The 21,122-nt window shown below is 71.9% G+C and carries 23 protein-coding genes and 2 pseudogenes; 16 read left to right on the forward strand and 9 right to left on the reverse strand.

Annotated features, from left to right (window positions below):
* Nucleotides 1-87: 87 nt before the first annotated feature.
* The gene (locus J7462_RS21545) at nt 88-879 is read left to right on the forward strand and encodes an ABC transporter ATP-binding protein (RefSeq protein ID WP_219465824.1); all 792 of its coding nucleotides are present in this window, start codon (nt 88-90) and stop codon (nt 877-879) included.
* A gap of 67 nt (nt 880-946) precedes the next feature.
* On the opposite strand, the gene J7462_RS21550 is transcribed toward J7462_RS21545, so the two are convergent.
* The 6 genes from J7462_RS21550 to J7462_RS21575 all read right to left on the reverse strand — a co-directional run bounded on the left by J7462_RS21550 (nt 947) and on the right by J7462_RS21575 (nt 6,703).
* Nucleotides 947-1,714, reverse strand: a complete 768-nt coding sequence (locus J7462_RS21550; protein WP_219465825.1) for a VOC family protein — start codon at nt 1,712-1,714, stop codon at nt 947-949.
* 93 nt (nt 1,715-1,807) lie between these two features.
* Nucleotides 1,808-2,545 (reverse strand): ABC transporter permease, encoded by a 738-nt coding sequence (locus J7462_RS21555; RefSeq protein WP_219465826.1) that lies wholly within the window; start codon nt 2,543-2,545, stop codon nt 1,808-1,810.
* A gap of 12 nt (nt 2,546-2,557) precedes the next feature.
* Nucleotides 2,558-3,511 carry an ABC transporter ATP-binding protein gene (locus tag J7462_RS21560; protein ID WP_219465830.1) on the reverse strand — a complete coding sequence of 318 codons (954 nt, stop codon included), beginning with the start codon at nt 3,509-3,511 and terminating at the stop codon, nt 2,558-2,560.
* A complete protein-coding gene (locus J7462_RS21565; protein ID WP_219465831.1) occupies nt 3,508-3,819 on the reverse strand; it encodes a transcriptional regulator in 312 nt (103 codons plus the stop codon). Before J7462_RS21565 ends, J7462_RS21560 begins: the two co-directional genes overlap by 4 nt.
* Nucleotides 3,816-4,445: a transporter gene (locus J7462_RS21570; protein WP_208565493.1), complete on the reverse strand. Its 630-nt coding sequence runs from the start codon at nt 4,443-4,445 to the stop codon at nt 3,816-3,818. Before J7462_RS21570 ends, J7462_RS21565 begins: the two co-directional genes overlap by 4 nt.
* Before the next feature lie 185 nt (nt 4,446-4,630).
* A complete protein-coding gene (locus tag J7462_RS21575) occupies nt 4,631-6,703 on the reverse strand; it encodes an AAA family ATPase (RefSeq protein ID WP_219465834.1) in 2,073 nt (690 codons plus the stop codon).
* Nucleotides 6,704-6,915: 212 nt separating this feature from the next.
* On the opposite strand from J7462_RS21575, the gene J7462_RS21580 reads away from it, so the two are divergent.
* The 3 genes from J7462_RS21580 to J7462_RS21590 all read left to right on the forward strand — a co-directional run bounded on the left by J7462_RS21580 (nt 6,916) and on the right by J7462_RS21590 (nt 9,895).
* A complete protein-coding gene (locus J7462_RS21580) occupies nt 6,916-7,497 on the forward strand; it encodes a helix-turn-helix transcriptional regulator (RefSeq protein ID WP_219465835.1) in 582 nt (193 codons plus the stop codon).
* A 175-nt stretch (nt 7,498-7,672) separates the two neighbouring features.
* Nucleotides 7,673-9,010, forward strand: a complete 1,338-nt coding sequence (locus tag J7462_RS21585) for an MFS transporter (protein WP_219465837.1) — start codon at nt 7,673-7,675, stop codon at nt 9,008-9,010.
* Between the two features lie 33 nt (nt 9,011-9,043).
* Complete coding sequence (locus J7462_RS21590) at nt 9,044-9,895, forward strand: menaquinone biosynthetic enzyme MqnA/MqnD family protein (protein ID WP_219465839.1); 852 nt, start codon at nt 9,044-9,046, stop codon at nt 9,893-9,895.
* Nucleotides 9,896-9,920: 25 nt separating this feature from the next.
* Here J7462_RS21590 and J7462_RS21595 read toward each other — a convergent pair whose 3' ends face one another.
* Entirely contained in the window at nt 9,921-10,877 is a 957-nt protein-coding gene (locus J7462_RS21595) for a class A beta-lactamase-related serine hydrolase (protein ID WP_219465840.1), read from the reverse strand.
* Nucleotides 10,877-11,860 (reverse strand): hypothetical protein, encoded by a 984-nt coding sequence (locus tag J7462_RS21600; protein WP_219465841.1) that lies wholly within the window; start codon nt 11,858-11,860, stop codon nt 10,877-10,879. Before J7462_RS21600 ends, J7462_RS21595 begins: the two co-directional genes overlap by 1 nt.
* Nucleotides 11,861-12,231: 371 nt before the next feature.
* Here J7462_RS21600 and paaA point away from each other — a divergent pair, with 371 nt between their 5' ends.
* The 5 genes and pseudogenes from paaA to paaE all read left to right on the forward strand — a co-directional run bounded on the left by paaA (nt 12,232) and on the right by paaE (nt 15,993).
* Nucleotides 12,232-13,305, forward strand: coding sequence for a 1,2-phenylacetyl-CoA epoxidase subunit PaaA (gene paaA / locus J7462_RS21605; RefSeq protein WP_219465842.1), 1,074 nt, complete (start codon nt 12,232-12,234; stop codon nt 13,303-13,305).
* Entirely contained in the window at nt 13,302-13,613 is a 312-nt protein-coding gene (paaB, locus tag J7462_RS21610) for a 1,2-phenylacetyl-CoA epoxidase subunit PaaB (RefSeq protein ID WP_219465848.1), read from the forward strand. Before paaA ends, paaB begins: the two co-directional genes overlap by 4 nt.
* A complete protein-coding gene (gene paaC / locus J7462_RS21615; RefSeq protein WP_219465849.1) occupies nt 13,610-14,335 on the forward strand; it encodes a 1,2-phenylacetyl-CoA epoxidase subunit PaaC in 726 nt (241 codons plus the stop codon). The genes paaB and paaC overlap by 4 nt, the downstream gene beginning before the upstream one ends.
* A 25-nt stretch (nt 14,336-14,360) precedes the next feature.
* Nucleotides 14,361-14,896, forward strand: a pseudogene (gene paaD / locus J7462_RS21620) (1,2-phenylacetyl-CoA epoxidase subunit PaaD).
* Nucleotides 14,893-15,993 carry a 1,2-phenylacetyl-CoA epoxidase subunit PaaE gene (gene paaE / locus J7462_RS21625; protein WP_219465850.1) on the forward strand — a complete coding sequence of 367 codons (1,101 nt, stop codon included), beginning with the start codon at nt 14,893-14,895 and terminating at the stop codon, nt 15,991-15,993. Before paaD ends, paaE begins: the two are co-directional and overlap by 4 nt.
* 68 nt (nt 15,994-16,061) lie before the next feature.
* Here paaE and J7462_RS21630 read toward each other — a convergent pair whose 3' ends face one another.
* Complete coding sequence (locus J7462_RS21630) at nt 16,062-16,322, reverse strand: hypothetical protein (protein WP_219465851.1); 261 nt, start codon at nt 16,320-16,322, stop codon at nt 16,062-16,064.
* Between the two features lie 55 nt (nt 16,323-16,377).
* Between J7462_RS21630 and J7462_RS21635 the strand changes: the two genes are divergently transcribed.
* The 7 genes and pseudogenes from J7462_RS21635 to J7462_RS21665 all read left to right on the forward strand — a co-directional run bounded on the left by J7462_RS21635 (nt 16,378) and on the right by J7462_RS21665 (nt 21,079).
* Nucleotides 16,378-17,229, forward strand: coding sequence for a helix-turn-helix transcriptional regulator (locus J7462_RS21635; RefSeq protein WP_219465852.1), 852 nt, complete (start codon nt 16,378-16,380; stop codon nt 17,227-17,229).
* Nucleotides 17,230-17,236: 7 nt separating this feature from the next.
* Complete coding sequence (locus J7462_RS21640; protein WP_219465853.1) at nt 17,237-17,440, forward strand: DUF397 domain-containing protein; 204 nt, start codon at nt 17,237-17,239, stop codon at nt 17,438-17,440.
* A gap of 10 nt (nt 17,441-17,450) precedes the next feature.
* A pseudogene (locus J7462_RS21645) lies at nt 17,451-17,635 on the forward strand (DUF397 domain-containing protein).
* 26 nt (nt 17,636-17,661) lie between these two features.
* Nucleotides 17,662-17,808, forward strand: coding sequence for a hypothetical protein (locus J7462_RS21650; RefSeq protein WP_219465855.1), 147 nt, complete (start codon nt 17,662-17,664; stop codon nt 17,806-17,808).
* Nucleotides 17,809-18,250: 442 nt separating this feature from the next.
* Nucleotides 18,251-19,597, forward strand: coding sequence for a hypothetical protein (locus J7462_RS21655; RefSeq protein WP_219465858.1), 1,347 nt, complete (start codon nt 18,251-18,253; stop codon nt 19,595-19,597).
* Entirely contained in the window at nt 19,528-20,355 is an 828-nt protein-coding gene (locus J7462_RS21660; RefSeq protein WP_308291124.1) for an endonuclease/exonuclease/phosphatase family protein, read from the forward strand. The genes J7462_RS21655 and J7462_RS21660 overlap by 70 nt, the downstream gene beginning before the upstream one ends.
* A 1-nt stretch (nt 20,356) precedes the next feature.
* Nucleotides 20,357-21,079 carry a hypothetical protein gene (locus tag J7462_RS21665; protein WP_219465862.1) on the forward strand — a complete coding sequence of 241 codons (723 nt, stop codon included), beginning with the start codon at nt 20,357-20,359 and terminating at the stop codon, nt 21,077-21,079.
* Nucleotides 21,080-21,122 lie beyond the last annotated feature (43 nt).

Genomic DNA, 21,122 nt, shown 5'->3' on the forward strand with positions numbered 1-21,122 from the left:
CCGCAGTCGCGAACGAAAGGCGGTCCCGTGAGCGCGAGGAGTGAGCCGGTGTTGCGAGCCCCGCAGTCGCGAACGAAAGGCGGTCCCGTGAGCGGTCCGGCGGTCGAGGTGCGGGGGCTGCACGTGCGGCTCGGTGGGGAGGTGATCCTGGCCGGCGTCGACCTGACGGTCGCCGTGGGTGAGTGGGTCACCGTGATCGGACCGAACGGTGCCGGCAAGTCGACCCTGCTGCGGGCCGTCGGCGGCCTGCTGCCCGCCCCGGGCGCGGTCTCGCTGTTCGGTACGCCGTCCGGCGCGTTGCGTCGCCGGGACCGGGCCCGGGTGGTGGCGACGGTGGCGCAGTCCCCGGTGGTGCCGGCGGGCATGTCGGTGTTCGACTACGTACTGCTGGGGCGGACCCCGTACATCGCGCCGTTGGGGCGGGAGTCGGCGGCGGACCTGGCCGCCGTGCACGACGTGTTGGACCGGTTGGATCTGACCGGGTTCCAGCGGCGGGAGCTGGCCACCCTCTCCGGCGGGGAGCGGCAGCGGGTCTTCCTGGCCCGGGCGCTCGCCCAGGGCGCCACCCTGCTGTTGCTGGACGAGCCGACCAGCGCGTTGGACATCGGCCACCAGCAGGAGGTGTTGGAGTTGGTCGACCAGTTGCGCCGGGCGCACGGCCTGACCGTGCTGGCCACCATGCACGACCTCTCCGTCGCCGGTGAGTACGCCGACCGGATGGTGCTGCTCGCCGACGGCCGGGTCGTCGCGGCGGGCCCACCCGAGCAGGTGCTCACCGAGGAGTTGCTGTCCCACCACTACCGGGCCCGGGTCCGGGTCATCCCCGGCGACCACGGCCCGCTGGTGGTCCCCACCCGCCCCGAGCCACGGCGAACCTGAGGGTCGACGGTGCCGGGCCGCGCGGTCGACGGTGCCGGCGGGCGTCCGGATGCCGTCGGGCGGCTGGTCAGGGGGTGTCGGCGGCGGGGCGAAGCAGGGAGAAGTAGGCGCCCTGGGGGTCGCGGAGGGCGGCACGGCGGCCCAGCAGGGTGTCCCGGGGTGGGGTGACGATGGTGCCGCCGAGGGTGGTGGCGCGGGCGGCGGTCGCGTCCACGTCGGCCACCGCGAAGAACACCGACCAGTACGCCGGCCGCGCGCCACCGTCGCCTGTGGTCGGCAGCATCCCGGCCACGATCCGCGCCCCGCACCGCCAGCCGGTGTAGCCGGGCCCACCGGCGGGTTGCTCCTCGGGGTGCCAGCCGAAGACCAGTTCGTAGAAGACCTTCGCGCCTTCGGGGTCGGGGCTGACCAGTTCGTTCCAGCACATCGCCCCGGGGGCGTCGAGCAACTCCGCGCCGGGCATCCGCATCGGCTGCCAGACGCTGAACACCGCGCCGGCCGGGTCGGCGAAGACCGCCATCCGCCCCGCGTCGAGGACGTCGAACGGGGCGACCAGCACCTGCCCGCCGGCCGCCTCGACCCGGGTGGTGACCAGGTCGGTGTCGTCGGTCGCCACGTACGTCGACCAGACCGGCAGTTGGTCCGGGTCGGCCGGTGGGCCGGCGCCCGCCACCGCCCGGCCGTCGCGGCGGAAGGTGGTGTAGCCGGCCGGCCCGGGTTCCGGTGTGATCCGGCCGGTCCAGCCGAACAGTTCCGGGTAGAACCGCCGGGCGGCGTCCAGGTCGGGGGTCGCCAGGTCGGTCCAGCAGGGCGTGCCCGCGGCGACGGTGCGCACGTCGGCCCCTCTCGGCTGCGGGGGCGTGCCGGCGCGACGCCCTGCCGGCATCGTGGCACCGGTCGCCGGTCACCGGGCCGAACCGGCGAAAGGTCAACTGAACCGGCGACCCTCGTCGCGCCGGTACGCCCAGCCGGAGAGGGCGGCGAGCAGCACGATCCAGACCCCGAGCATGGCCAGGGCGAGCGGGTCGGGCCGCCAGTCGCCGACCGCCGCCCACATCAGTTCGACCGCCCCCCGGGTGGGCAGGAACGGCGCGACCACCTGGATGAAGCCGGGCGCGTCGCCCGGGGCGGAGAGCAGGCCGCCGCCGAAGGCCAGCGGGAAGAAGATGACCTGCGCGACGACGATCGCCGCCTTGCTCGGCAGCGAGTAGCCGATGGCGAGACCGAGCAGGGTGAACGGCACCGACACGACCGCGACGGTGACCGCGCCGAGCAGCAGCCCGACCGGGGTGACCCGGGCGGCCGTGGCGACCGCCGCGATGATCACGACGGGCAGCATCGACAGGTAGGTCAGCACCAGCCCGGCCAGGATCCGCCCGGCCAGGCGGGGTCCGGGCCCCGCCGGCAGGGTCCGGGTGTACGGGTTCCACGGCTGGTCGCGGTCCTCGGCGACGCCGATGCCGTACTGGAAGATGTTGGCGCTCATCACCGCGAAGGTGACCATCGCGGCGGTGGCGTAGGTGGCGCCGGTCGGGTCGTCCCCGGCGAACGGGACGACGAAGAAGAGCATCGCGGCGGCGGGGAAGAAGGCGCTGCCCACCACGGCGACGGGGACGCGGATGATCTCAAGGAGCTGGTAGCGGGCGTGAACCAGGGTGAGCGGCACGGCGTCGACTCCTCAGGCAATGGGTCGGCCGCCGACGGCGGCGCTGGTGGCGGTGCCGGTCCCGGTCGGGTCGGCGGTGGTCCGGGTCGGGTCGGCGGTGGTCCCGGCGGCGGTGATGGTGAGGAACGCCTCCTCCAACGAGGTGGGGCGGACCTCCAGGTCACGGAACGCCACCCCGGCGGTGACCAGGTCGCGGACCAGTTGGTCGGCGTCGGTGGTGAGCAGGTGGGTACGTCCGTCGGTGTGCTCGGTGGCGACCACGCCGGGCAGCGCGGGCAGGTCGTCGGCGGCCAGGCTGACCCGGCGGACACCGACGATGTCGCGGATCGCGCCGACGGTGTCGTCGGCGAGCACCCGGCCCTGCCCGAGCACCACGACCCGCTGCGCCAACGCCTCCACCTCTTCGAGGTAGTGGCTGCTCAGCAGCACCGTCCCGCCGTCGGCGTGGAACGACCGGATGGCCTCCCACAGGGTGTGCCGGGCCTCGACGTCGAGCCCGGTGGTGGGTTCGTCGAGGACGACCAGCCGGGGCCGGCCGACGAAGGCCAGTGCGACGGCGAGCCGTCGCCGTTGCCCCCCGGAGAGCCCGCCGGTCTGTCGTTTCGCCTGGTCGGTGAGGCCGAACCGGTCGAGCAGTTCGCCCCGGGGCACCGGGTCGGGGAAGTGCGCGGCGACGAAGTCGACCACCTCGCCGACCCGGAGGGTGCCGGGCAGGCCGGTCTCCTGCGGGGTGACGCCGAGTTGCCGCCGGGCGGCCGGCTGGCGGGGGTCGCCGCCGAAGAGTTCGACCCGGCCGGCGCTGGGCCGGCGCAGCCCGACCAGCATGTTGATCAGGGTGCTCTTGCCGGCGCCGTTCGGCCCGAGCAGGCCGACGAGTTCTCCGGCGGAGACGGTCAGGTCGACCCGGTCGAGGGCGAGGACGTCGCCGTACCGGCGGGTGGCCTGGTCGGCGTGGGCGAGGATCATCGGGTCTCCCTGGGGTCGGGCGGGTCGAGCAGGGCGCGGATGTTCTCGGTGTATTCCTCGAAGGCCCGCCGCCCGCGCCGGCTGAGCCGGACCAGGGTGGTCGGGGTGCGTCCGCGGTGGGTCTTGTCGATCTCGACGTAGCCGGCGTCCTCCAGCTTGCGCAGGTGGACGGAGAGGTTGCCGGCGGTCATCGCGAGTAGTTCCTGGAGGCGGGGGAAGGTGATCCGGTCGCCGTCGGCCAGGGTGGCGAGGGTGACCACCACCCGCAGGCGGGCCTGGGCGTGGATGACCGGGTCGAGTTCGGTCATCCGTGCCGCCGCCGGGCGAGCGCGCCGGCCACCAGCAGTCCACCGCCACCGGCCACCGAGACCACCAGCGCGTGCCAGCCGGGGCCGGCGATGACGCCGACGATGTTGACGGCGGTGAGCCAGACGCCGAGGCGGAACAGGGTGCGGTCGAGCCAGATCGCCCCGCCGGCCATGTGTAGGGCGCCGGTCAGCCCCACCGACAGCGCCGACCAGAGCAGCCCGGCGAGATCGGGCGGCAGGCTGTCGGTGACCCGGCCGATCACCACGGACAGGCTGAAGAACCCGAGGCCCCAGGCCGTGCCGTACCACCTGCCGCGCTGCGCGGACTCGCCCGCGACGTGCCGGTAGGCGCGGGCGCTGCCCACTCCGAAGACCACCGCGGCGGCGGCGAGCAGCACGAACAGCAGGGTCAGCGGCAGCCAGGCCGGCATGTCGACGAGGGTGCGCCCGTCGGGGGAGAACCGCAGGAAGTAGACCCCGAAGCCGATCAGCCAGGCGAATCCCCAGGGCCAGTAGTGCACCCGGGGGTCGGGTTCGAGCCGTTGGACCGTGCTGGCCTGCTGCTCGCGGATCAGCCGCATCGCCTCGGCGGCGTCGAGCGGGGCGGCTTCGTCATCGGGGGTCATGCAAACTACTTTAAAACACAAAGTCGAGGGGTGGTGGGCCGGGTCGCCCACCGGACAGCGGCTGTTCCACCCGGTGCGGTGGCAGCGCCACCGGCGGCACGGCGGAGGATGCCCGGCCGGGCGGCCCTCACCCTCGCCGCCGGTCGGGGTCGGCTACCGGCCGTGGTCGGCTCCGCCGGTCGGGGTCAGGGCGTCGGTGGTTCGGCGAGCGGGCCGGGCAGCGGAGCGGTGTGCAGCACCGACAGCCCGGACACGGCCCGGGTCAGCGCCACATAGAGGCGGTGCAGGCCGCGCGGCTCGGCGGCCACGATCGCGGCCGGCTCCACGACCACCACGTGGTCGTACTCCAGGCCCTTGACCAGGGTCGCGGGGACCACGGTGACCCGCGCCGAGGCCGTCGGGTCGTCGGCGGTCGCGGTCGGCACCCCGGCGGCGGCGAGGGCCGCACGCAGCCCGTCCACCGTGTCGTCGGCGGCGATCACCCCGACCGAGCCGTCGTGCCCGAGCGCCGCGCGCACCTCGGTCACCGTCGCCGCCGCCAGATCGGCCACGGTACGCACGTCGAGCGCCCCGTCACGCCGCAACGACACCGCCGGGGGTACGTCGACCGCCAACTCCGGCAGCAGCCGGTTGGCGAACGCGACCACCACGGCGGGCACCCGGAAACCCACGGTCAGCGGCACCACCACCGCGTCCGGTTTGCCCAGGTGGGCCAGGGACTCGCGCCAGTCGGTGGCGGCCCACGGCGCGGTGCCCTGGGCCAGGTCGCCGAGCAGGGTGATCGAGCCGTGCTCACTACGTCGGGCGATGGCCCGGCACTGCATCGGGGAGAGGTCCTGCGCCTCGTCGACCACCACGTGCCCGAACCCGGCGGCCCGTTCGATCAGTCCGGCCGCCTCGTCGATCAGCACCGTGTCGGCGGCGGTCCACCGGGTCGCCTTCGGCGTCCGGCCGAGCTTCGTGCCGTGCAACAGGGCCTGCTCGGCGGGGGTGAGCAGGCCGTCGGCGGCGGCGGCCAGCAGGTCCGGACCGGCGAGCAGGGAGTGCACCAGCCCCTCCGGGGTCAGCGCCGGCCACACCGCGTCGAGGAAAGCGGTCACCGGTCGGGACTTCCCCATCCGGCGCAGCCAGGCGTCCCCCGGCGACTCGGCCCGGCGGGCCTCGGCCTGGCGTTGCAGCAACCCCACCACCCGGGCCCGGACCCGCTCCCGCCCGGTGTCGTACGGCAGGCCCTCCCGGCGGGTCTCCTCGATCACCCGGTGCAGCGGGTCCAGTCCGATCCGCCAGCGGAACGACCCGTCCGACACCATGATCGGTTCGGTGGGGGCGGTGATCCGGGCGGCTGCGGCGCGGCGGAGCACCTCGGCCATCCGGGGGTCGTGCTTGAGGGCGGCCACCGCCGGGTCGTCGACCGCCCGGACGGGCACCCGGGCGACCAGGTCCTCCACGGTGGCCTGGGCCACCTCGACCTCGCCGAGGGCGGGCAGCACCGCCGCGATGTACGACAGGAACGCCCGGTTCGGGCCGACGATCAGCACCCCGGCGCGGCGCAGCCGCTCCCGGTGCAGATAGAGCAGGTACGCCGCCCGGTGCAGCCCGACCGCCGTCTTGCCGGTGCCCGGGGCGCCCTGCACGCAGATCGAGTCGGCCAGGTCCGCCCGAACCAGCTCGTCCTGCTCGGGCTGGATGGTGGCGACGATGTCGCGCATCGGCCCGACCCGGGGGCGTTCGATCTCGGCGGTGAGGATGCGGCTGGTGGTGCCCAGCTCCTCGCCCCGGTCCAGGTGCTCGTCCTCGAAGCTGGTCAGCGCCCCGGCACTGAACCCGAACCGCCGTCGTACCGCGACGCCCTGCGGGTCGCGGGCGCTGGCCCGGTAGAACGAGCGGGACACCGGGGCCCGCCAGTCCAGCACCAGCGGCTCGCCCCGCTCGTCGGTGACGTGCCGCCGGCCGACGTGGTAGCCCCGGCCGGCGTGCTCGGGGTCGGTGGGGCCGAAGTCCAGCCGGCCGAAGAACAACGCGGTGGTCGGGTCGTCGGCCAGTTCGGCGACCCGCCGGGCCAGGTGCCGGCCGAGCTGCTCGGCGGTGTACGCGTCCCCGGCGACCTTGTCACCGGTGGCGAAGAGCGACTGGGCGCGTTCCCGCATCCGGCGGAGGGCCTGTCGGGAGGTCTCCAGGTGGGCCTGCTCGGCGCTGAGTTCCGTTTCGAGGCGGGTGGGTTCGGGGTGGGTCCTGCCGCGTTCGTCGGTTGCGGGCACGGTGATCCTCTTTGGCGGTCTCGATCGGCTCGCCCGCGTATCCAGGACAGGTCCTTGGCGCGTGGGGACGTCCGCTGCGGTGCTACCTCACCACGGCCGTCGAGCGGTCAACCAGCCTACGCGCCGTCCAGCCCTCATCTCCACCTAATTCCCCGCTGCGGTGTGGCGGCCGGTTGCTGGCCGGGGTCCCGGACAGGCGGGATCATGGGGTCATGACCGAGCCGCACCCCGAGCCGCGCCGGATGACGATCAGCGACCCGCAGGTGATGCGGGCGCTGGCCCACCCGGCCCGGATCGCGATCATGGAGCATCTGAGCACGCGTGCGGGGGGCGGGACGGCCACCGAATTGGCCGAGATCGCCGGGTTGTCGCCGAGTGCGACCAGCTACCACCTGCGGGCGTTGGCGAAGTTCGGCCTGGTCGAGCAGGCACCCAGCCGGGGTGACGCGCGGGAACGGGTGTGGCGCGCGTTCAGCCAGAGCTGGCTGGTCGAGGCCGGGCAGGGGGCCGGCCCGGAGGCGCGGGCCGCCGAACAGGCCCTGGTCGAGGCGCACTCGGCCCGGGACGCCGAGCGGATGCGGACGTGGCTGCGGCACGCTGCCGACGAGCCCGCGGAGTGGTATCGCGGTGCCCTGTTCAGTGACTCGTTGCTGCTGCTCACCGCCGAGGAACTGGCCGGGCTGAACGACGCGGTGATGGCGTTGTTCGAGCCGTACCGGCAGCGGAACCGGTTGGCCGACCCGCCGTCCGACGCCCGCGTCGTCGCGGCCCAGTACCGCACGATCCCCCTCTAGAGGGGCCCGCCCGCCCCCGGCCCGCCCGCCTCGCCCCTGCGCCGGCCTGGCACGGTCGCCATGTCGCTGATGGTGCGGTATCAGGGCCGTCGAATACCGCTATATCGATGACAAGGAGTTGATCAGCCACGGGTAGGGGTTGCTCCGAACAGTTGTGAAGGATTATTTTCGAAGTATGTCCTTCACGACTGACGCGTCGCGCTGGTCCGACGTCTGGATCGCCGCCACCGCCCGCGGCACCACCATCTGCGGGGACTTCCTCGCCGCCACCGCACTGGCGTTGGCTCTCCAGTCCGCCGGGGCGAGCGGCCTGGCCGTCTCCGGGCTGCTGCTGGCGGCCACCCTGCCGCTGGTGCTCTGCGCGCCGCTGGCCGGCCGGCTCGCCGACCGGGTCGACAGTCGTACCCTGCTGGTCAGCGTCGGGTCGATCCAGGCGGTGATCTGCGTCCTGCTCGCCTTCGCCACGCAACCGGTGGTCGTCATCGGCCTGGTCGCCCTGCTCGCCTGCGGGCTCGCCGTCACCCAGCCCTGCCTGGCGGCGCTGCTGCCGGCGATGGTCCGCCCCGGCGACCTGCCCCGGGCCAGCGCCGTCAGCCAGACCGCCGGCTCGCTCGGCGCACTCGCCGGGCCGGTGCTCGCCGGGCTGCTGGTCGGGGAGTTCGGCACCCGCGTACCGCTGCTGTTGGATGCCGTCAGCTACCTGGCGCTGGTCGGCGCGGGCCTGGCGTTGCGCACCCGGCGGGGCGGCCGGGAGGCGGGGACCGCGACCGTCGGCACCGGTCCCGCCCCGGCCTGGCGGCTGCGCGCGGACCCGTTGATGCTCGCCCTGGTGGTCAGCACGGCGGCGGTGATCACCGCGATCGGCGGCATCAACGTGATCGAGGTGTTCTTCATCCGGGAGACGCTTGACTCCTCGGCCACCGTCTACGGCCTGGTCGGGGCGGCCTGGATGGCCGGCATGCTGCCCGGCAGCTGGCTGGCCGCCCGGGTGGCCCGCCGGCTCACCGACGACGGCGCGCTGGTCCACGGGGTGCTCGCCACGCTCGCCGGGTGCAGCCTGGTCGTGGTGCTCGCGGCGACCGTCCCGACGGCGGCGCTGCTGGTGCCGCTCTGGCTGATCGGCGGCGCGGCCAACGGCGGTGACAACGTCTTCGCCAACGTGCTGACCGCCCGGCGGGTGCCCGAGCCGCTGCGCGCCCGCGCGTACGCCGTCATCGGCGCGGCGGTCCAGGGCGGCTCCATGGCCGGCTACCTGATCGGCGGCGCGCTGCTGGCGGTGCTCCCCCCGCGCCCGCTGATCGCCGCCGCCGGGATCGCCGGCCTGCTGGTGGTGCTGGCGTTCGTGCCGGTGGTCACCCGGGCGGTGCGTCACTCCCGCTCCGGCCCGGGCACACCGACGTGGAGCGGGGACGGGCCGCCGCTGTCGGAGGCCGCCGGACCGCCCCCGGTCGGGGCAGGCCCTCCGACGAGGGGAGACGGTGCGGGGTTGACCACTCCCCGGGCCTCCCGATGAGCTGCCCCGGACCGGCGGGGATACGGTCGGGTCATGGCTGAGCGCGTGGCACGTCCCCGGGTCGGGCACATCCAGTTCCTCAACTGCCTGCCGATCTACTGGGGGCTGATGCGCTCCGGCGCGCTGCTCGACGTCGACCTGCACAAGGACTCGCCGGACCGGCTCAGCGCCGCACTGGTCGCCGGTGACCTGGACATCGGCCCGATCTCCCAGGTGGAATACCTGCGGCACGCCGACGAGCTGCTGCTCCTGCCGGACCTCGCGGTGGGCAGCGACGGGCCGGTGCTCTCGGTCAACGTGGTCTCCACCCGGCCGCTGGCCGAGCTGGACGGCGGGCGGGTCGCCCTCGGCTCGACCTCGCGTACCGGGGTGCTGCTGGCCCAGCTCCTGCTCGCCGACCGGTACGGCGTCCACCCGGAGTACTTCCGCTGCCCGCCGGACCTGACCCAGATGCTGCTGGAGGCCGACGCCGGGGTGCTCATCGGTGACGTGGCGCTACGCGCCCTCTACGAGGCGCCCCGTCGGGGGTTGGCGGTGACCGACCTCGGGCAGGCATGGCGGGAGTGGACCGGGCTGCCGATGGTCTTCGCCGTCTGGGCGGTCCGCCGGGACTTCGCCGCCGCCCACCCGGGCCTGGTCAAGGAGGTGCACGAGGCGTTCCTGCGGTCCCGTGACCTGTGCCTGGCCGAGCTGGACCAGGTGGCCGAGGCGGCGGCCCGGTGGGAACCGTTCGACGCGGCGACGCTGGCCACGTACTTCCGTGCCCTCGACTTCTCGTTGGGCGCGCGGCAGGTCGCCGGCCTGCGCGAGTTCGCCCGTCGGGCGGCGGCGACCGGCGAGGCCCCCGCCCTGCCCGACGGCGGCCCGGAGTTCTTCGCCGGCTGAGCGCACCGGCCCCGGACCGCCCCGGTCAGGTGGCGGGTTGGAGCAGCGCCTCGGTGATCTTCTGGCAGTTCTTCATGCCGTATTCGTAGCCCAGGTTGATCGGGTAGCGGACCATCACGCCCATCGTCCAGGTGTCGCCGATGGCCAGGCAGTTGATGTGCATCTCCTGCTCGCGGGTCCGGTCGATCCAGCCGTTCTTGATGGCGATCTTCTTCTGCTCGGCCGCCGGGAACGCCTTACGGATGCCGAAGTCGCCCGAGCCCCGGACCAGCTTCATCTCGTTGAGCAGCCACTTGGTCCACGTGGGGCCGGCGGCGCGGCCGTCGGCGAGGCAGTTGCCGAGGCGGGCGGTGTCGCGGGGGGAGAGGTTGGTCCGGCTCCAGCCACCGTCGGCGGACACGCTGCTGTCGGTGAGCTTGCAGATCGAGATCAGCCGCTTGATCGAGGCCGACCGGCCGACACCGTTGTAGAACTGCTCGGCCCGGGTGTTGTCGCTGTCCCGGATGATCCGGGTGGCGTCGGCGAGCTTGGCGTCGCTCGGGGTCTGCCCGGCGTCGGCGGCCCGACGTAGGTAGTCGGCGACGATCCACGACTTGATCAGCGAGGCGGTGGTGCTGGTCTCGCCCATGTTGTCCGAGCCGATGATCTTGCCGGTGCGGCGGTCCAGCACGCTCCAGGCGTACCAGCCCCGGAGGTTGAGGTCGAGGTCCCGGTCGGCGAAGGGCAGCGGCGTCAGCGAACGGGTCGAGGACGGTGCCGGGGTGGGCAGGTCGGGGCGGTTGTGCCGGTCGGCTGCCCCGTCGGAGCGGGGTGCGGCGGACGAGTCACCCCAGTGCGAGGCGGCGGTGGATTCCAGCGGCGAGCCGGGCAGCAGCCGCAGCGACACCAGCACCAGGCCGACCAGGATCGCGGCCACAGCGATCAGCTTCACCGGCTGGCTGTCGTGCCGACCACGGCGGTTGCTCCGCCGGCTGCCCGCCATCAGAGCTTCCCGACCGGCTGCGGCACCTTGAGTGCGGCACCGGGCTGCGGGGTGACCAGTTGGGTGGTGACGCTGGCGCACACCTTCGCGCCGTAACTCAACGGCTGTTTGATCGAGTAGCGCATCATCACGGCGAGGCTCCACTTGTCGGTGACGGCGAGGCAGCTGACGTGCCAGTTGGCGTCGTAGCTGAGGGCGGTCCAGCCGTTCTTCATGGCGACCGGGCCCTGCGACTTGATCGCGGCGGGCAGCCCGTCGATGATGCCCCACCGGCCACCGCCGGAGCGGGCTTGCTGCTTGGTGACGCTGCCCTGGACGTGAGCCATCTCGTTGAGCACCCACTTGGTCCAGATGGGTCCGGCGGCCCGGCCGTCGGCGATGCAGTCACCGAGCCGGGTGGCGTCGCGGGGGGACATCCGGGTGAAACTCCACCAACCCTCGTAGCCGGGGACGTTGCCGCGCTTGGTGTCGGTGAGGCCGCAGATGCTGATGGCCCGCTTGAGCACCGGGCTGGGCTGGCCGTTGCCCAGCGCCCGGTACGACCCACCGGCCGCCGCGTAGAGCCGGTTGGCCGCGTCGTCGTTGCTGTCCCGGATGGCCAGGCTGGCGTTCTTCTTCATCGCCGCCGATGGCGTCCGCTTGTCGAGCTGGCGCAGGTAGTCGGAGACGATCCAGACCTTGAACATCGACTCGGTGGAGCTGGTCGAGGTCATGTTCTTGGAACCGGAGATCTGGTCGGTCTCGCGCTCCATCAGGGCCCAGCTGAAGAACGACCCCTGGAAGTCCACCGCCACCGGGCCGGCGGCGAGGGTGAGGGCCGGTGGCGGGGTGGGCGCGGGGGCGGGCACCTTCTCCGCCGCGCCGCCGCCGATGCCGCCTGCCACGTCGTCGCCGGAGAGTTCGGCGTAGGCGGCCGGGACCAGTAGGCCGGCGCCGAGCAGCACCGCCATGACGGCGAGCACCATGATCACGCGAGATCGCATGAGTTGGGTGAACTCCAGATGTCAGGGCCGGGGGGGCCGGCTGTTTCCGAGGGTGTCGGCTCGATCGCCAGGCCGGGGGACGGTGGCCTATGTCGTGGTGGCGATCGTCGGCAGCCGATCGGTGGTGACCGGGGAAGTCTACGTCCGGACAGCCGACGCGCCAGAATCCGACGCACGGCAAACTGCCGGTAAGTCGAGATAAAGGCACGATATGCGGCAGTTAGGGGCATTCATCTTTGATCAGTGACCTAACTCATAGTCACAGGGGTGCCCTGGTGTCGACCGGGAGCATCCGCCTGGTGACGGAGGGGCTTACTCAAATCCTGTTACACCCTCTGGTGTCATGGGCGGCGAGCTGTAACACTTGGCGAATGTATGGCAACGACTTCGTCCCGCAGGAGGACGCGCCCGGCGGTGGCCTGCTCGGTCAGGTCGAGGCCGCCGAGGTGGCGCTGCGTGAGGCGGCGGCCCGCAGTCGGGAGGGTGCCGCCGCGCCCGGCGAGGATCCGGCGGCGTACTTCGCCGACGTGATCGACGCCGACCAGAAGATCGAACCGCGTGACTGGATGCCCGACGCCTACCGTCGGACCCTGGTCCGGCAGATCGCCCAGCACGCCCACTCGGAGATCATCGGCATGCAGCCGGAGGGGAACTGGATCAGCCGGGCCCCCTCCCTCAAACGCAAGGCCATCCTGCTGGCCAAGGTGCAGGACGAGGCCGGTCACGGCCTCTACCTCTACGCCGCCGCCGAGACCCTGGGCGTCAGCCGGGACGAGCTGGTGGAGCTGCTGCTCGACGGCCGGCAGAAGTACAGCTCGATCTTCAACTACCCCACCCTCACCTGGGCCGACGTGGGCGCGATCGGCTGGCTGGTGGACGGCGCGGCGATCGTCAACCAGGTCCCGCTGTGCCGCTGCTCCTACGGGCCGTACGCGCGGGCGATGATCCGGGTCTGCAAGGAGGAGTCCTTCCACCAGCGGCAGGGCTTCGAGATCCTGCACACCCTGTCGCACGGCACCCCGGCACAGCGGGCGATGGCGCAGGACGCGCTCGACCGCTGGTGGTATCCGTCACTGGCGATGTTCGGCCCGCCGGACGGTGACTCCACCCACTCCGCCCAGTCCATGGCCTGGAAGATCAAGCGGTTCTCCAACGACGAGCTGCGGCAACGCTTCGTCGACATGTGCGTGCAGCAGGCGGAGATCCTCGGCCTCACCATCCCCGACCCCGACCTGCGTTGGAACGAGACGCGGCAGGCGTACGACTTCACCCAGCCGGACTACGACGAGCTGATGCGGGTGATCAAGGGGGAGGGCCCGTGCAACCGGCAGCGGATGGAACACCGCCGCCGCGCGCACGCCGACGGCGCGTGGGTCCGTGAGGCGGCCACGGCGTACGCGGCGAAGCAGCGGGCCGAGTCGCAGCGGGAGAAGGTGGCCGCGTGAGCGCGCCCGGTGAACCGCCCCGGACCCCGGTGACCTCGCCGCTGTGGGAGGTCTTCGTCCGGGCCCGCCGTGGGTTGTCGCACACCCACGTCGGCAGCCTGCACGCCCCCGACGCCGAGCTGGCCCTGCGCAACGCCCGGGACCTCTACACCCGCCGGCAGGAGGGCGTCTCCATCTGGGTGGTGCCGGCCGGCGCGATCACCGCGTCCAGCCCCGACGAGAAGGACGCCTTCTTCGACCCGGCCGCCGACAAGGTCTACCGCCACCCCACCTTCTACGAGGTGCCGGACGGGGTGGACCACCTGTGAAGGGTCCTCTCGACTTCACCCTCGCCCTCGGCGACGACGCGCTGGTGGCCGCCCAGCGGCTCGGCGAGTGGGCCACCCGCGCCCCCGAGATGGAGGAGGACATCGCGCTGGCCAACATCGCCCTCGACCAGCTCGGCGCGGCCCGCCTCCTGCTGTCGTACGCGGGTGAGCTGGAGGGCGCCGGCCGGGACGAGGACGCGTTGGCGTTCCTGCGCGACGACCGGGAGTTCCGCAACTGCCTGCTGGTCGAGCTGCCCAACGGCGACTTCGCGGTGACCATGGTGAAGCTGTTGCTGCTCGCGGCCTACCAGCTGCCGCTCTACACCGCGCTGGCCGGGTGCGCCGACGAGCGGCTCGCCGCGATCGGGGCCAAGGCCCGCAAGGAGTCCGCCTACCATCTGGACCACTCCGCGTTGTGGGTGAAGCGGCTCGGCGACGGCACCGACGAGTCGCACCGTCGGGCCCAGGCTGCGGTGGACCAGCTCTGGCCGTACCACCACGAGCTGTTCACGGCGGACCCGGCGGCCCCGGTCGACCCGGCCACCCTGCGGGGCGACTTCGACGCCGTGGTCTCCCCGGTGCTGGCCGAGGCCACCCTGACCCGGCCGGCGACCGGCTGGACGCCGGGCGGTGGCCGCGACGGCGTGCACACCGAGCACCTGTCCTTCCTGTTGGCCGAGATGCAGGTGCTGCACCGCGCGCACCCCGGGGCGCAGTGGTGAGCCGTTCGGGCCGGGGGCGGCACCGGTGACCGATCCCAGGGCGGCCGTGGCGGCGGTGGTGGACCCGGAGATCCGGGTGATCACCATCGACGAGCTGGGCATCCTGCGGGCGGTCGACGAGGATCCGACGACCGGCCGGGTGCTCGTCACGATCACCCCCACCTACACCGGCTGCCCGGCGATGGACGTGATCCGGGCCGACATCCGGCGGGCGCTCGCGGTCGCCGGGCATCCCGACGCCGAGGTCCGGACGGTCTTCAGCCCGGCCTGGAGCACGGACTGGATCTCCGCCGAGGGCCGGGCGAAGCTCGCCGCCGCCGGCATCGCCCCACCCCCGATGGTCGGCCCGGTCGGCGGCGGCCCTGCCCCGGTCGGCTCGGTCGGCGGCAGGCCCGCCCGGGCCGACCGCCCGGGGTGGTACCGCTGACCCTGACCGTCCGCTGCCCGCGCTGCGGATCACCGGAGACGGAGCAGGTCAGCCGGTTCGGCTCCACCGCGTGCAAGGCGCTCTGGCGCTGCCGTTCCTGCTCCGAACCCTTCGACCACCTGAAGGCGCTGTGACTGTCACCATCACCCGCCCGGTCCGTCGCCGGCCGGCCTTCCATCCGCTCGCGGTCAGCGCCGTCGACCGGCTCACCGACGACGCCGTGGCGATCACCTTCGCGGTGCCCGAGGAGCTGCGGGCGACGTTCGCGTTCGCCGCCGGCCAGCACCTGACCGTCCGCCTGCCCGCCGGTGCGGACGTGCGGCGGTCGTACTCGATCTGCTCCACACCCGACGACCTGGCCCGGCACGGGCGGTTGCGGATCGGGGTGCGGGAGATTCCCGGCGGCGCGTTCTCCAGCTACGCCTGCGGCGCGTTGCGGCACGGCGACACCGTCGACGTGCTGCCCCCGCTGGGACACTTCACCACCGCGTTCGCGCCGGACCGGGTGCGGCACTACGGCGCGGTGGTCGCCGGCTCCGGCATCACCCCGGTGCTCGCGCTGGTCGCGACCGCCCTGGCCGTCGAGCCGGCCAGCACCTTCACCCTGGTGTACGGCAACCGCACGGCCAACACGGTGATGTTCGCCGAGGAGTTGGCCGACCTGAAGGACCGCTACCCGACCCGGCTGCACCTGGTGCACGTGCTCTCCCGGGAGCAGGGCGAGTCGCCGCTGCTGTCCGGCCGGATCGACGCCGACCGGCTGGGCCGGCTGCTGGACACCATCGTGCCCGGCGACGTGATCTCCGAGTGGTTCCTCTGTGGCCCCTACCAGCTGGTACTGGACGCGAAGGCGGTGCTGACCGGTCCGGGCCGGCCGGAGTCGACGGTGCACACCGAGCTGTTCCACGTCGACGCCCCACCGGAGCCGGTCCGCCGGGCCGACCCGTCGGCGGGTGGCGCGGAGGTGACGATCGTGCTGGACGGCCGGTCGTCGCGGTTCACCATGGGCCCGGACGAGCGGGTGCTGGACGCGGCGCTCAAGGTACGCGGCGAGCTGCCGTACGCCTGCAAGGGCGGGGTCTGTTCGACCTGCCGGGCGAAGGTGGTGTCCGGTGCGGTGACGATGGCCCGCAACTATGCGCTGGAGCCGGACGAGGTGGCCGCCGGGTACGTGCTGACCTGCCAGTCCACCCCGACCACCGACACGCTGACTGTCGACTACGACGGATAGCGCTGTGGGCCGCTCGCCTCCGGGCGGAGGGTCTGATGTCTGTTGCGGGTCCTGTCGAGCTGATGACGTTAGCGACTCACCCGGGATCGACCGATTCCCGCCGTTTTCGCCACCTCGTCGACCTGTGAGTCGGCGCGGAGGTGGGCGGTCCAGTAGGTGAGGTCGGAGTGGTGCTCGGTGAGGGCGACCCGCTCGCCACAGGCTTCCTCGATCAGCTTGACCGCCTCGTCCAGGTGCGGCGGATTGCCGTCCCAGTCCTCGTCACGGAACAGTTGCAGCCCGACCTCGCCCCGGTCGTCGCCGAGGGCCTGCGCCGCGTCGGGTGACACCAGCACCACCGTGTAGCGGGCGGCCTCCCGCTCGGCCTCGCTGGGCGGCTCCCTGGTGGCGAAGCAGAGCGCGCCGACCGTGGTGGGCCGTGGGTTGGGTGGCGAGTTGCGGCAGGTGCGGCGGGCCAGACGCCTGACCGGCTCGGGGGTGGCGACCCAACTCGGCTGGCAGCCGTCGAAGCTCTCCCGGATCGAGACCGGCCAGCAGGGCATCCGGCTGGAAGAGATCGCCGCGCTGCTGGCCATCTACGGTGTCGTGGGCGAGGAACGCAAACGGTTGCTCGACATGGCCAGGCGCGGCCGGGAGCCGGGCTGGTGGGAGACGCACTCGGCCGGCCTGACCCCGTGGTCGCGTACCTTCATCCGGTTCGAGGCCGAGGCGACCCGGATAGTGGGCTGGCAGCCGTTGCTGGTGCCGGGCCTGCCCCAGTTGCCGGAGTACACCAGCGCCCTGATGAAGGCGTGCGGGGTGGCCCCGGCGGACGCCCAGGCGCGGGTCGCGGCCCGGCTGGGCCGGCAGGCGATCCTGGCCCGGGACGAGCCGCCGGAGCTGAGTCTGGTCATCGACGAGATGGTGCTACGTCGGCCACTCGGCGGTCGTCGGCTGATGGTCCGGCAACTCCACCATCTGATCGAGATGATGGATCGGCCCAACGTGACGCTTCGGGTGCTGCCGCTGGCGTGTGCCGGACACTCCGGGTTGGACGGAGCGTTCGTCCTGTTCGACTTCGACCGGCTCCCGCCGGTGGTGCACCTGGAGCACAAGATCTCCAGCATCTTCCTCGAGAAACCCGATCAGGTGGACGTGTTCCGTCGGGAGGCGGATACCCTGGCGGGGTCGGCGTTGAGCCAAGCCGAGTCGATGAAGTTGATAGCCCGGGTCGCAGTGGAGCACGAGCGGGAGTGAGCCGCAGATGGTGATCGCAGAGTTGTCGGAGGCCACCTGGCGCAAGTCGACCCGCAGCGGCTCCGACACAGACTGTGTCGAGGTGGCTGCGGTGGCGCATGCGGTGGGGGTCCGGGATTCCAAGGATCGGTCCGGGCCGGTGCTGGCCTTCGACCGGTCGGCCTGGTCCGCCTTCGTCGCTGACCTGTCGACGCGTCCGTCATCGTGGTGACCTGACGACCATGCCTGATTCTTCCGGTGTGGCCTGGCGTAAGTCGACCCGCAGCGGCTCCAACGCCAACTGTGTCGAGGTGGCTCGGGTGGTGGGCGTACGCGATTCGAAGGATCCGGCGGGGCCGGTGCTGGCTTTCGAGCGGCGGCGTGGGCCGCGTTCGTCGCTCATCCGCCGGTGCGTTCCGGGTTCTGACGCCGGGTATGGGCGGTTGAGGTGTGGTGACGAATCGTTCGCGTTCTTCGACTTCTGTGCACCCGGTTGGTGGTCATCCTCGACGGGGTGGTGGGCAGGTGGCCGCCGGCTACGTGCTGACCTGCCAGGCCAGCCCGGTGACCGACGCGCTGACGGTCGACTACGACGGGTGACGGTGGGCAGGTCGGTGTCGGGTCCCGGTGGGCGGTCTGTCCCGCCGCCCAACGCAGTGGTGACCGGGCTCGGATCCTGGGATTGACGGAGCCACCCGGGTGTCGGTTTGGAGACAACCCATGCGTCTGGTGGGTCGGCCGGGCCATGGATGTGGCAGCCGGGGTGTACGACTGAGAGACGGCCCTCGCGCCCATTGCCGCTGATCGAGAATGGTCTGCCGGCGTAACGGGCCGGGACGGTAGAGCCGGCGTGTCCGGTCTCCGGCGGCGAAAATCAGATCGGCGTACACATGTCAACAGTGGTGAAGAACCATGCCCGTTCGGTCATTCCTGCCCCGTACCCTCGCACGATGTTTTTCATTGACGCGTCTCGCTAGGGTTCTCCGGCAATCAAACGCTGTGTCCCAAGGCGCACACTCTGGGCGATGTGATCGGAGAGCGCGTGACGCTGAGTGAGAAGACGGCCCGTGGCAACGAGCCGTTGTCGGCGCTTGAACCTCAGCGTGAGACCGCAGGCCCGACTCGTGGCCGGCTGCGGAGCCTCGGACGGCGGATAGCCGATCTGGGTCCCTTCGCGCTCATCTTCGCGACGTACAGCCTTCTGGTCGATCACCTGCCCAATCAGTGGTTCAGCCAGGACTGGGTACGTTATGCCTTTGCCGTGCTGGCCGCCCTCTGTATGGGGATCGCCCTCAAATGGCTCGTCCAGCGACCGGGGCTGCAGAGATTCGTGGGCCCCTCGTTGGCTGCCGGCACGATGCTGCCCGGGGCCCGGGAACCGCGGCCGAGGTCGTTCGTCTCCGCACGGCAGATCATGGAGGGCACCCGGAGCCGGCTGATGGCCGATCTGCGTACCGCCAGCGGGACCCGGGGTGAGGTCTTCGGGTGGTCGCAATTCATGGGGGAGCAGGTCCCGCCGAGCGCCATCGGGACGTCGTACGGCCTTCGTATCGCCCTCGCACTGGACCTCAGGGAGGCGCGGCTCGACCGCCGGCGGTTGGTGGACAACGTGGTGGCGCTACAACGGCCGGCAGGGGGTTGGGTCGCCCGCTCCCAACAGGATGTCGCCCGACCGGAAGTCACGGCATGGGTGCTCACCGCACTCGTACGAACCGGCCTGGATCCCGCCATCCGCTCCGAGTTGGTGGGACAACTCGAACGCATGATGACGCCGGAGGTCGACGGTGTCGGCTGGCAGCGCGTGACGGTTCTCAGCTCGGCGATCTCGGCGCTCGCCGAGGTTGCGCCCGCCTCGGCCAAGCTCGATGAGTTGACGACCCACCTGGTGGAGGGCGCCGTCCGGCAGCAGGCGGAGGGGGAGCCGGCCTGCATGGCCTGGGGCATGACGGTGAACCACGGGAGTGCGCCATCCGTACCGCACACCGCGAGAGCCGTGGTGGCTCTCCGCAAGGCGGCTCAGGCGGTTCGCGGTGACCGACGGGAGAAGCTCGACGAGTGTGTGGACGCGGGCATCGAATGGCTGATCCGAAACTCCCACTACGACGTCACTGACGAGCAGCTACGGCGGTTGACCAGTGCGGGCGACGCGATGGACACCATCATCGTCGGTCACTTCACGCCGGCCTGGGTGGCGCGGGCGCTCATGTGTCGCGCGGTCGATGAGCGGCGCCTGCCGCACCTGCAGCAGGCGGTCAGGGCAGTGCTCGACCTTCAAGAGAATGGGGTGTGGAAGTGGAAAGAGGAGCGAAAGGAGCCCACGTGGATGACCTATCAGGGGGTGCTGGTCGTACGGGACTACTCGATGCTGAATCTGCCCTGGCCACCTTGACCGATCGGATCCGGGTCGCGACCTGGAACGTCCGGGAGGGCTTGCCCGCCGCCAGTGACGACGTGACCCGTCGGCCGGAGGCGCTGGCCGAGATGGTCGATCTCGTCGACGAGTTCGACATCGACGTGCTTGCCCTGCAGGAGGTGGACTTCACGACCGAGGGCGAGTCGGAGGTCCTGTCGGCGCTGCTCACCAGAACGGCGTTGCAGTATGCGGCCACCCTGCCGCTCTCCGAGTCGTCGTTCGAGCAGGGCAAGCGGGCGGGTGTCGCCATCGCCAGCCGCTACCCGGTCAGCCGGATCGGTGGAGTCGTGCTGCCCAACCCGCAGCTCTCCGCCACCAGGGGCCGCACCGTCATGGCGCTGCACGACAAGGGAATGGTGTCCTGCACGCTCGATTTCGGGTTGACCGAGGTGACCGTCGCCTCGCTGCATTCATTCCCCTTCCACCGGTTTGGTCGGGACGCTCGCGAGCCGGCGTTCTCCGGAATATGGAAGTCGGTGTCGGCAGCCCTGCCCCGGTCCGTCAGCGGGCAGGTGGTCATCTGTGGTGACTTCAACACGGAGGATCGCGACCTGGTGCTGGGCTCGATGGCGAGCCCGATGGTGCGGGCGTTCGACGAGATGGCGACGCACAACGGGATGGCGATCGACGACATTCTCTTCTCGGCCGACCTGTCGCGAGGTGCCGAGCCAAAGCTGGTGAGCAATTTCTCGGATCACGAACTATGTGTGGTGGATCTCGTGTCGAGGTGGTGACATGTCGTCGCTCGTGCTGGACACAAACTCGATGTCGGCTGTTGAGCGGCAGATCATGGCGGCACTCGCCGGCAGTGCGGGGCAGCCGTCCGGGTCCGCCATCAGCATCCTGCGAGGGCTGGGCCGGCCGGAACGGTTGAGTGCCCTGCTCACCGAGTTGCTTGACGACGACTCCCGCGCGGACGCGGTGGCCGCTCGTTCGCATCCGCATGCTCTCGGCTTCGACAAGTTCATTCTGGCTACCTTCGGTGAATTCGGCCAGTTGCGCATGCACGTCTGGTGGCCTGGGCGGCCCAGGATGCGCGAGCATGTCCACGATCACCGCTTCGACTTTTCCTCGGTGGTGGTCGCCGGTCGACTCGACTGCCGCTACTACCACCCGGCCAGGAGCGGAGCGGTCCTCACCCGCTACCGGGAGTCGAGCCGGGATGGCGAGTCCGCCTGGCGTTTCGACCTCGTGGACGTGGTGTCCGTACGGGAGACCCTGGCAGTCCAACTCACACCGGGCTCGTCCTACTCGATGCCGTACGACCTGCTGCACCGGGTGGAGGCGGCGTCGACCACCACCGTCACCCTCATGCTCCAGGGACGGCTGTCGCGTGACTGGTCGTCGGTCCTGGTGGACACCACCGAGACAGTGCCGGCGCGGGTGGGTCGGCGCACCTTCGACACCGAGGAGATGCGTGGCAGGTTGATGGCGCTGAGAAGTCATCTCGCCGCCTGACGGCGTGCGGAGCCACGGGCGGGTCACCCGGACGGGCCCGACG

Origin of the sequence: Micromonospora sp. RL09-050-HVF-A (assembly GCF_019374995.1) — a bacterium.
GTDB lineage: Bacteria > Actinomycetota > Actinomycetes > Mycobacteriales > Micromonosporaceae > Micromonospora > Micromonospora antibiotica.

Bases quoted from the DNA above. Each gene is read 5' to 3' on its own strand.
- J7462_RS21560 (WP_219465830.1), bottom strand. From the start codon at position 3,511: ATGATCCTCGCCCACGCCGACCAGGCCACCCGCCGGTACGGCGACGTC.
- J7462_RS21565 (WP_219465831.1), bottom strand. From the start codon at position 3,819: ATGACCGAACTCGACCCGGTCATCCACGCCCAGGCCCGCCTGCGGGTG.
- J7462_RS21570 (WP_208565493.1), bottom strand. From the start codon at position 4,445: ATGACCCCCGATGACGAAGCCGCCCCGCTCGACGCCGCCGAGGCGATG.
- J7462_RS21580 (WP_219465835.1), top strand. From the start codon at position 6,916: ATGACCGAGCCGCACCCCGAGCCGCGCCGGATGACGATCAGCGACCCG.
- J7462_RS21585 (WP_219465837.1), top strand. From the start codon at position 7,673: ATGTCCTTCACGACTGACGCGTCGCGCTGGTCCGACGTCTGGATCGCC.
- J7462_RS21590 (WP_219465839.1), top strand. From the start codon at position 9,044: ATGGCTGAGCGCGTGGCACGTCCCCGGGTCGGGCACATCCAGTTCCTC.
- J7462_RS21595 (WP_219465840.1), bottom strand. From the start codon at position 10,877: ATGGCGGGCAGCCGGCGGAGCAACCGCCGTGGTCGGCACGACAGCCAG.
- J7462_RS21600 (WP_219465841.1), bottom strand. From the start codon at position 11,860: ATGCGATCTCGCGTGATCATGGTGCTCGCCGTCATGGCGGTGCTGCTC.
- paaA (WP_219465842.1), top strand. From the start codon at position 12,232: ATGTATGGCAACGACTTCGTCCCGCAGGAGGACGCGCCCGGCGGTGGC.
- J7462_RS21640 (WP_219465853.1), top strand. From the start codon at position 17,237: ATGGTGATCGCAGAGTTGTCGGAGGCCACCTGGCGCAAGTCGACCCGC.
- J7462_RS21665 (WP_219465862.1), top strand. From the start codon at position 20,357: ATGTCGTCGCTCGTGCTGGACACAAACTCGATGTCGGCTGTTGAGCGG.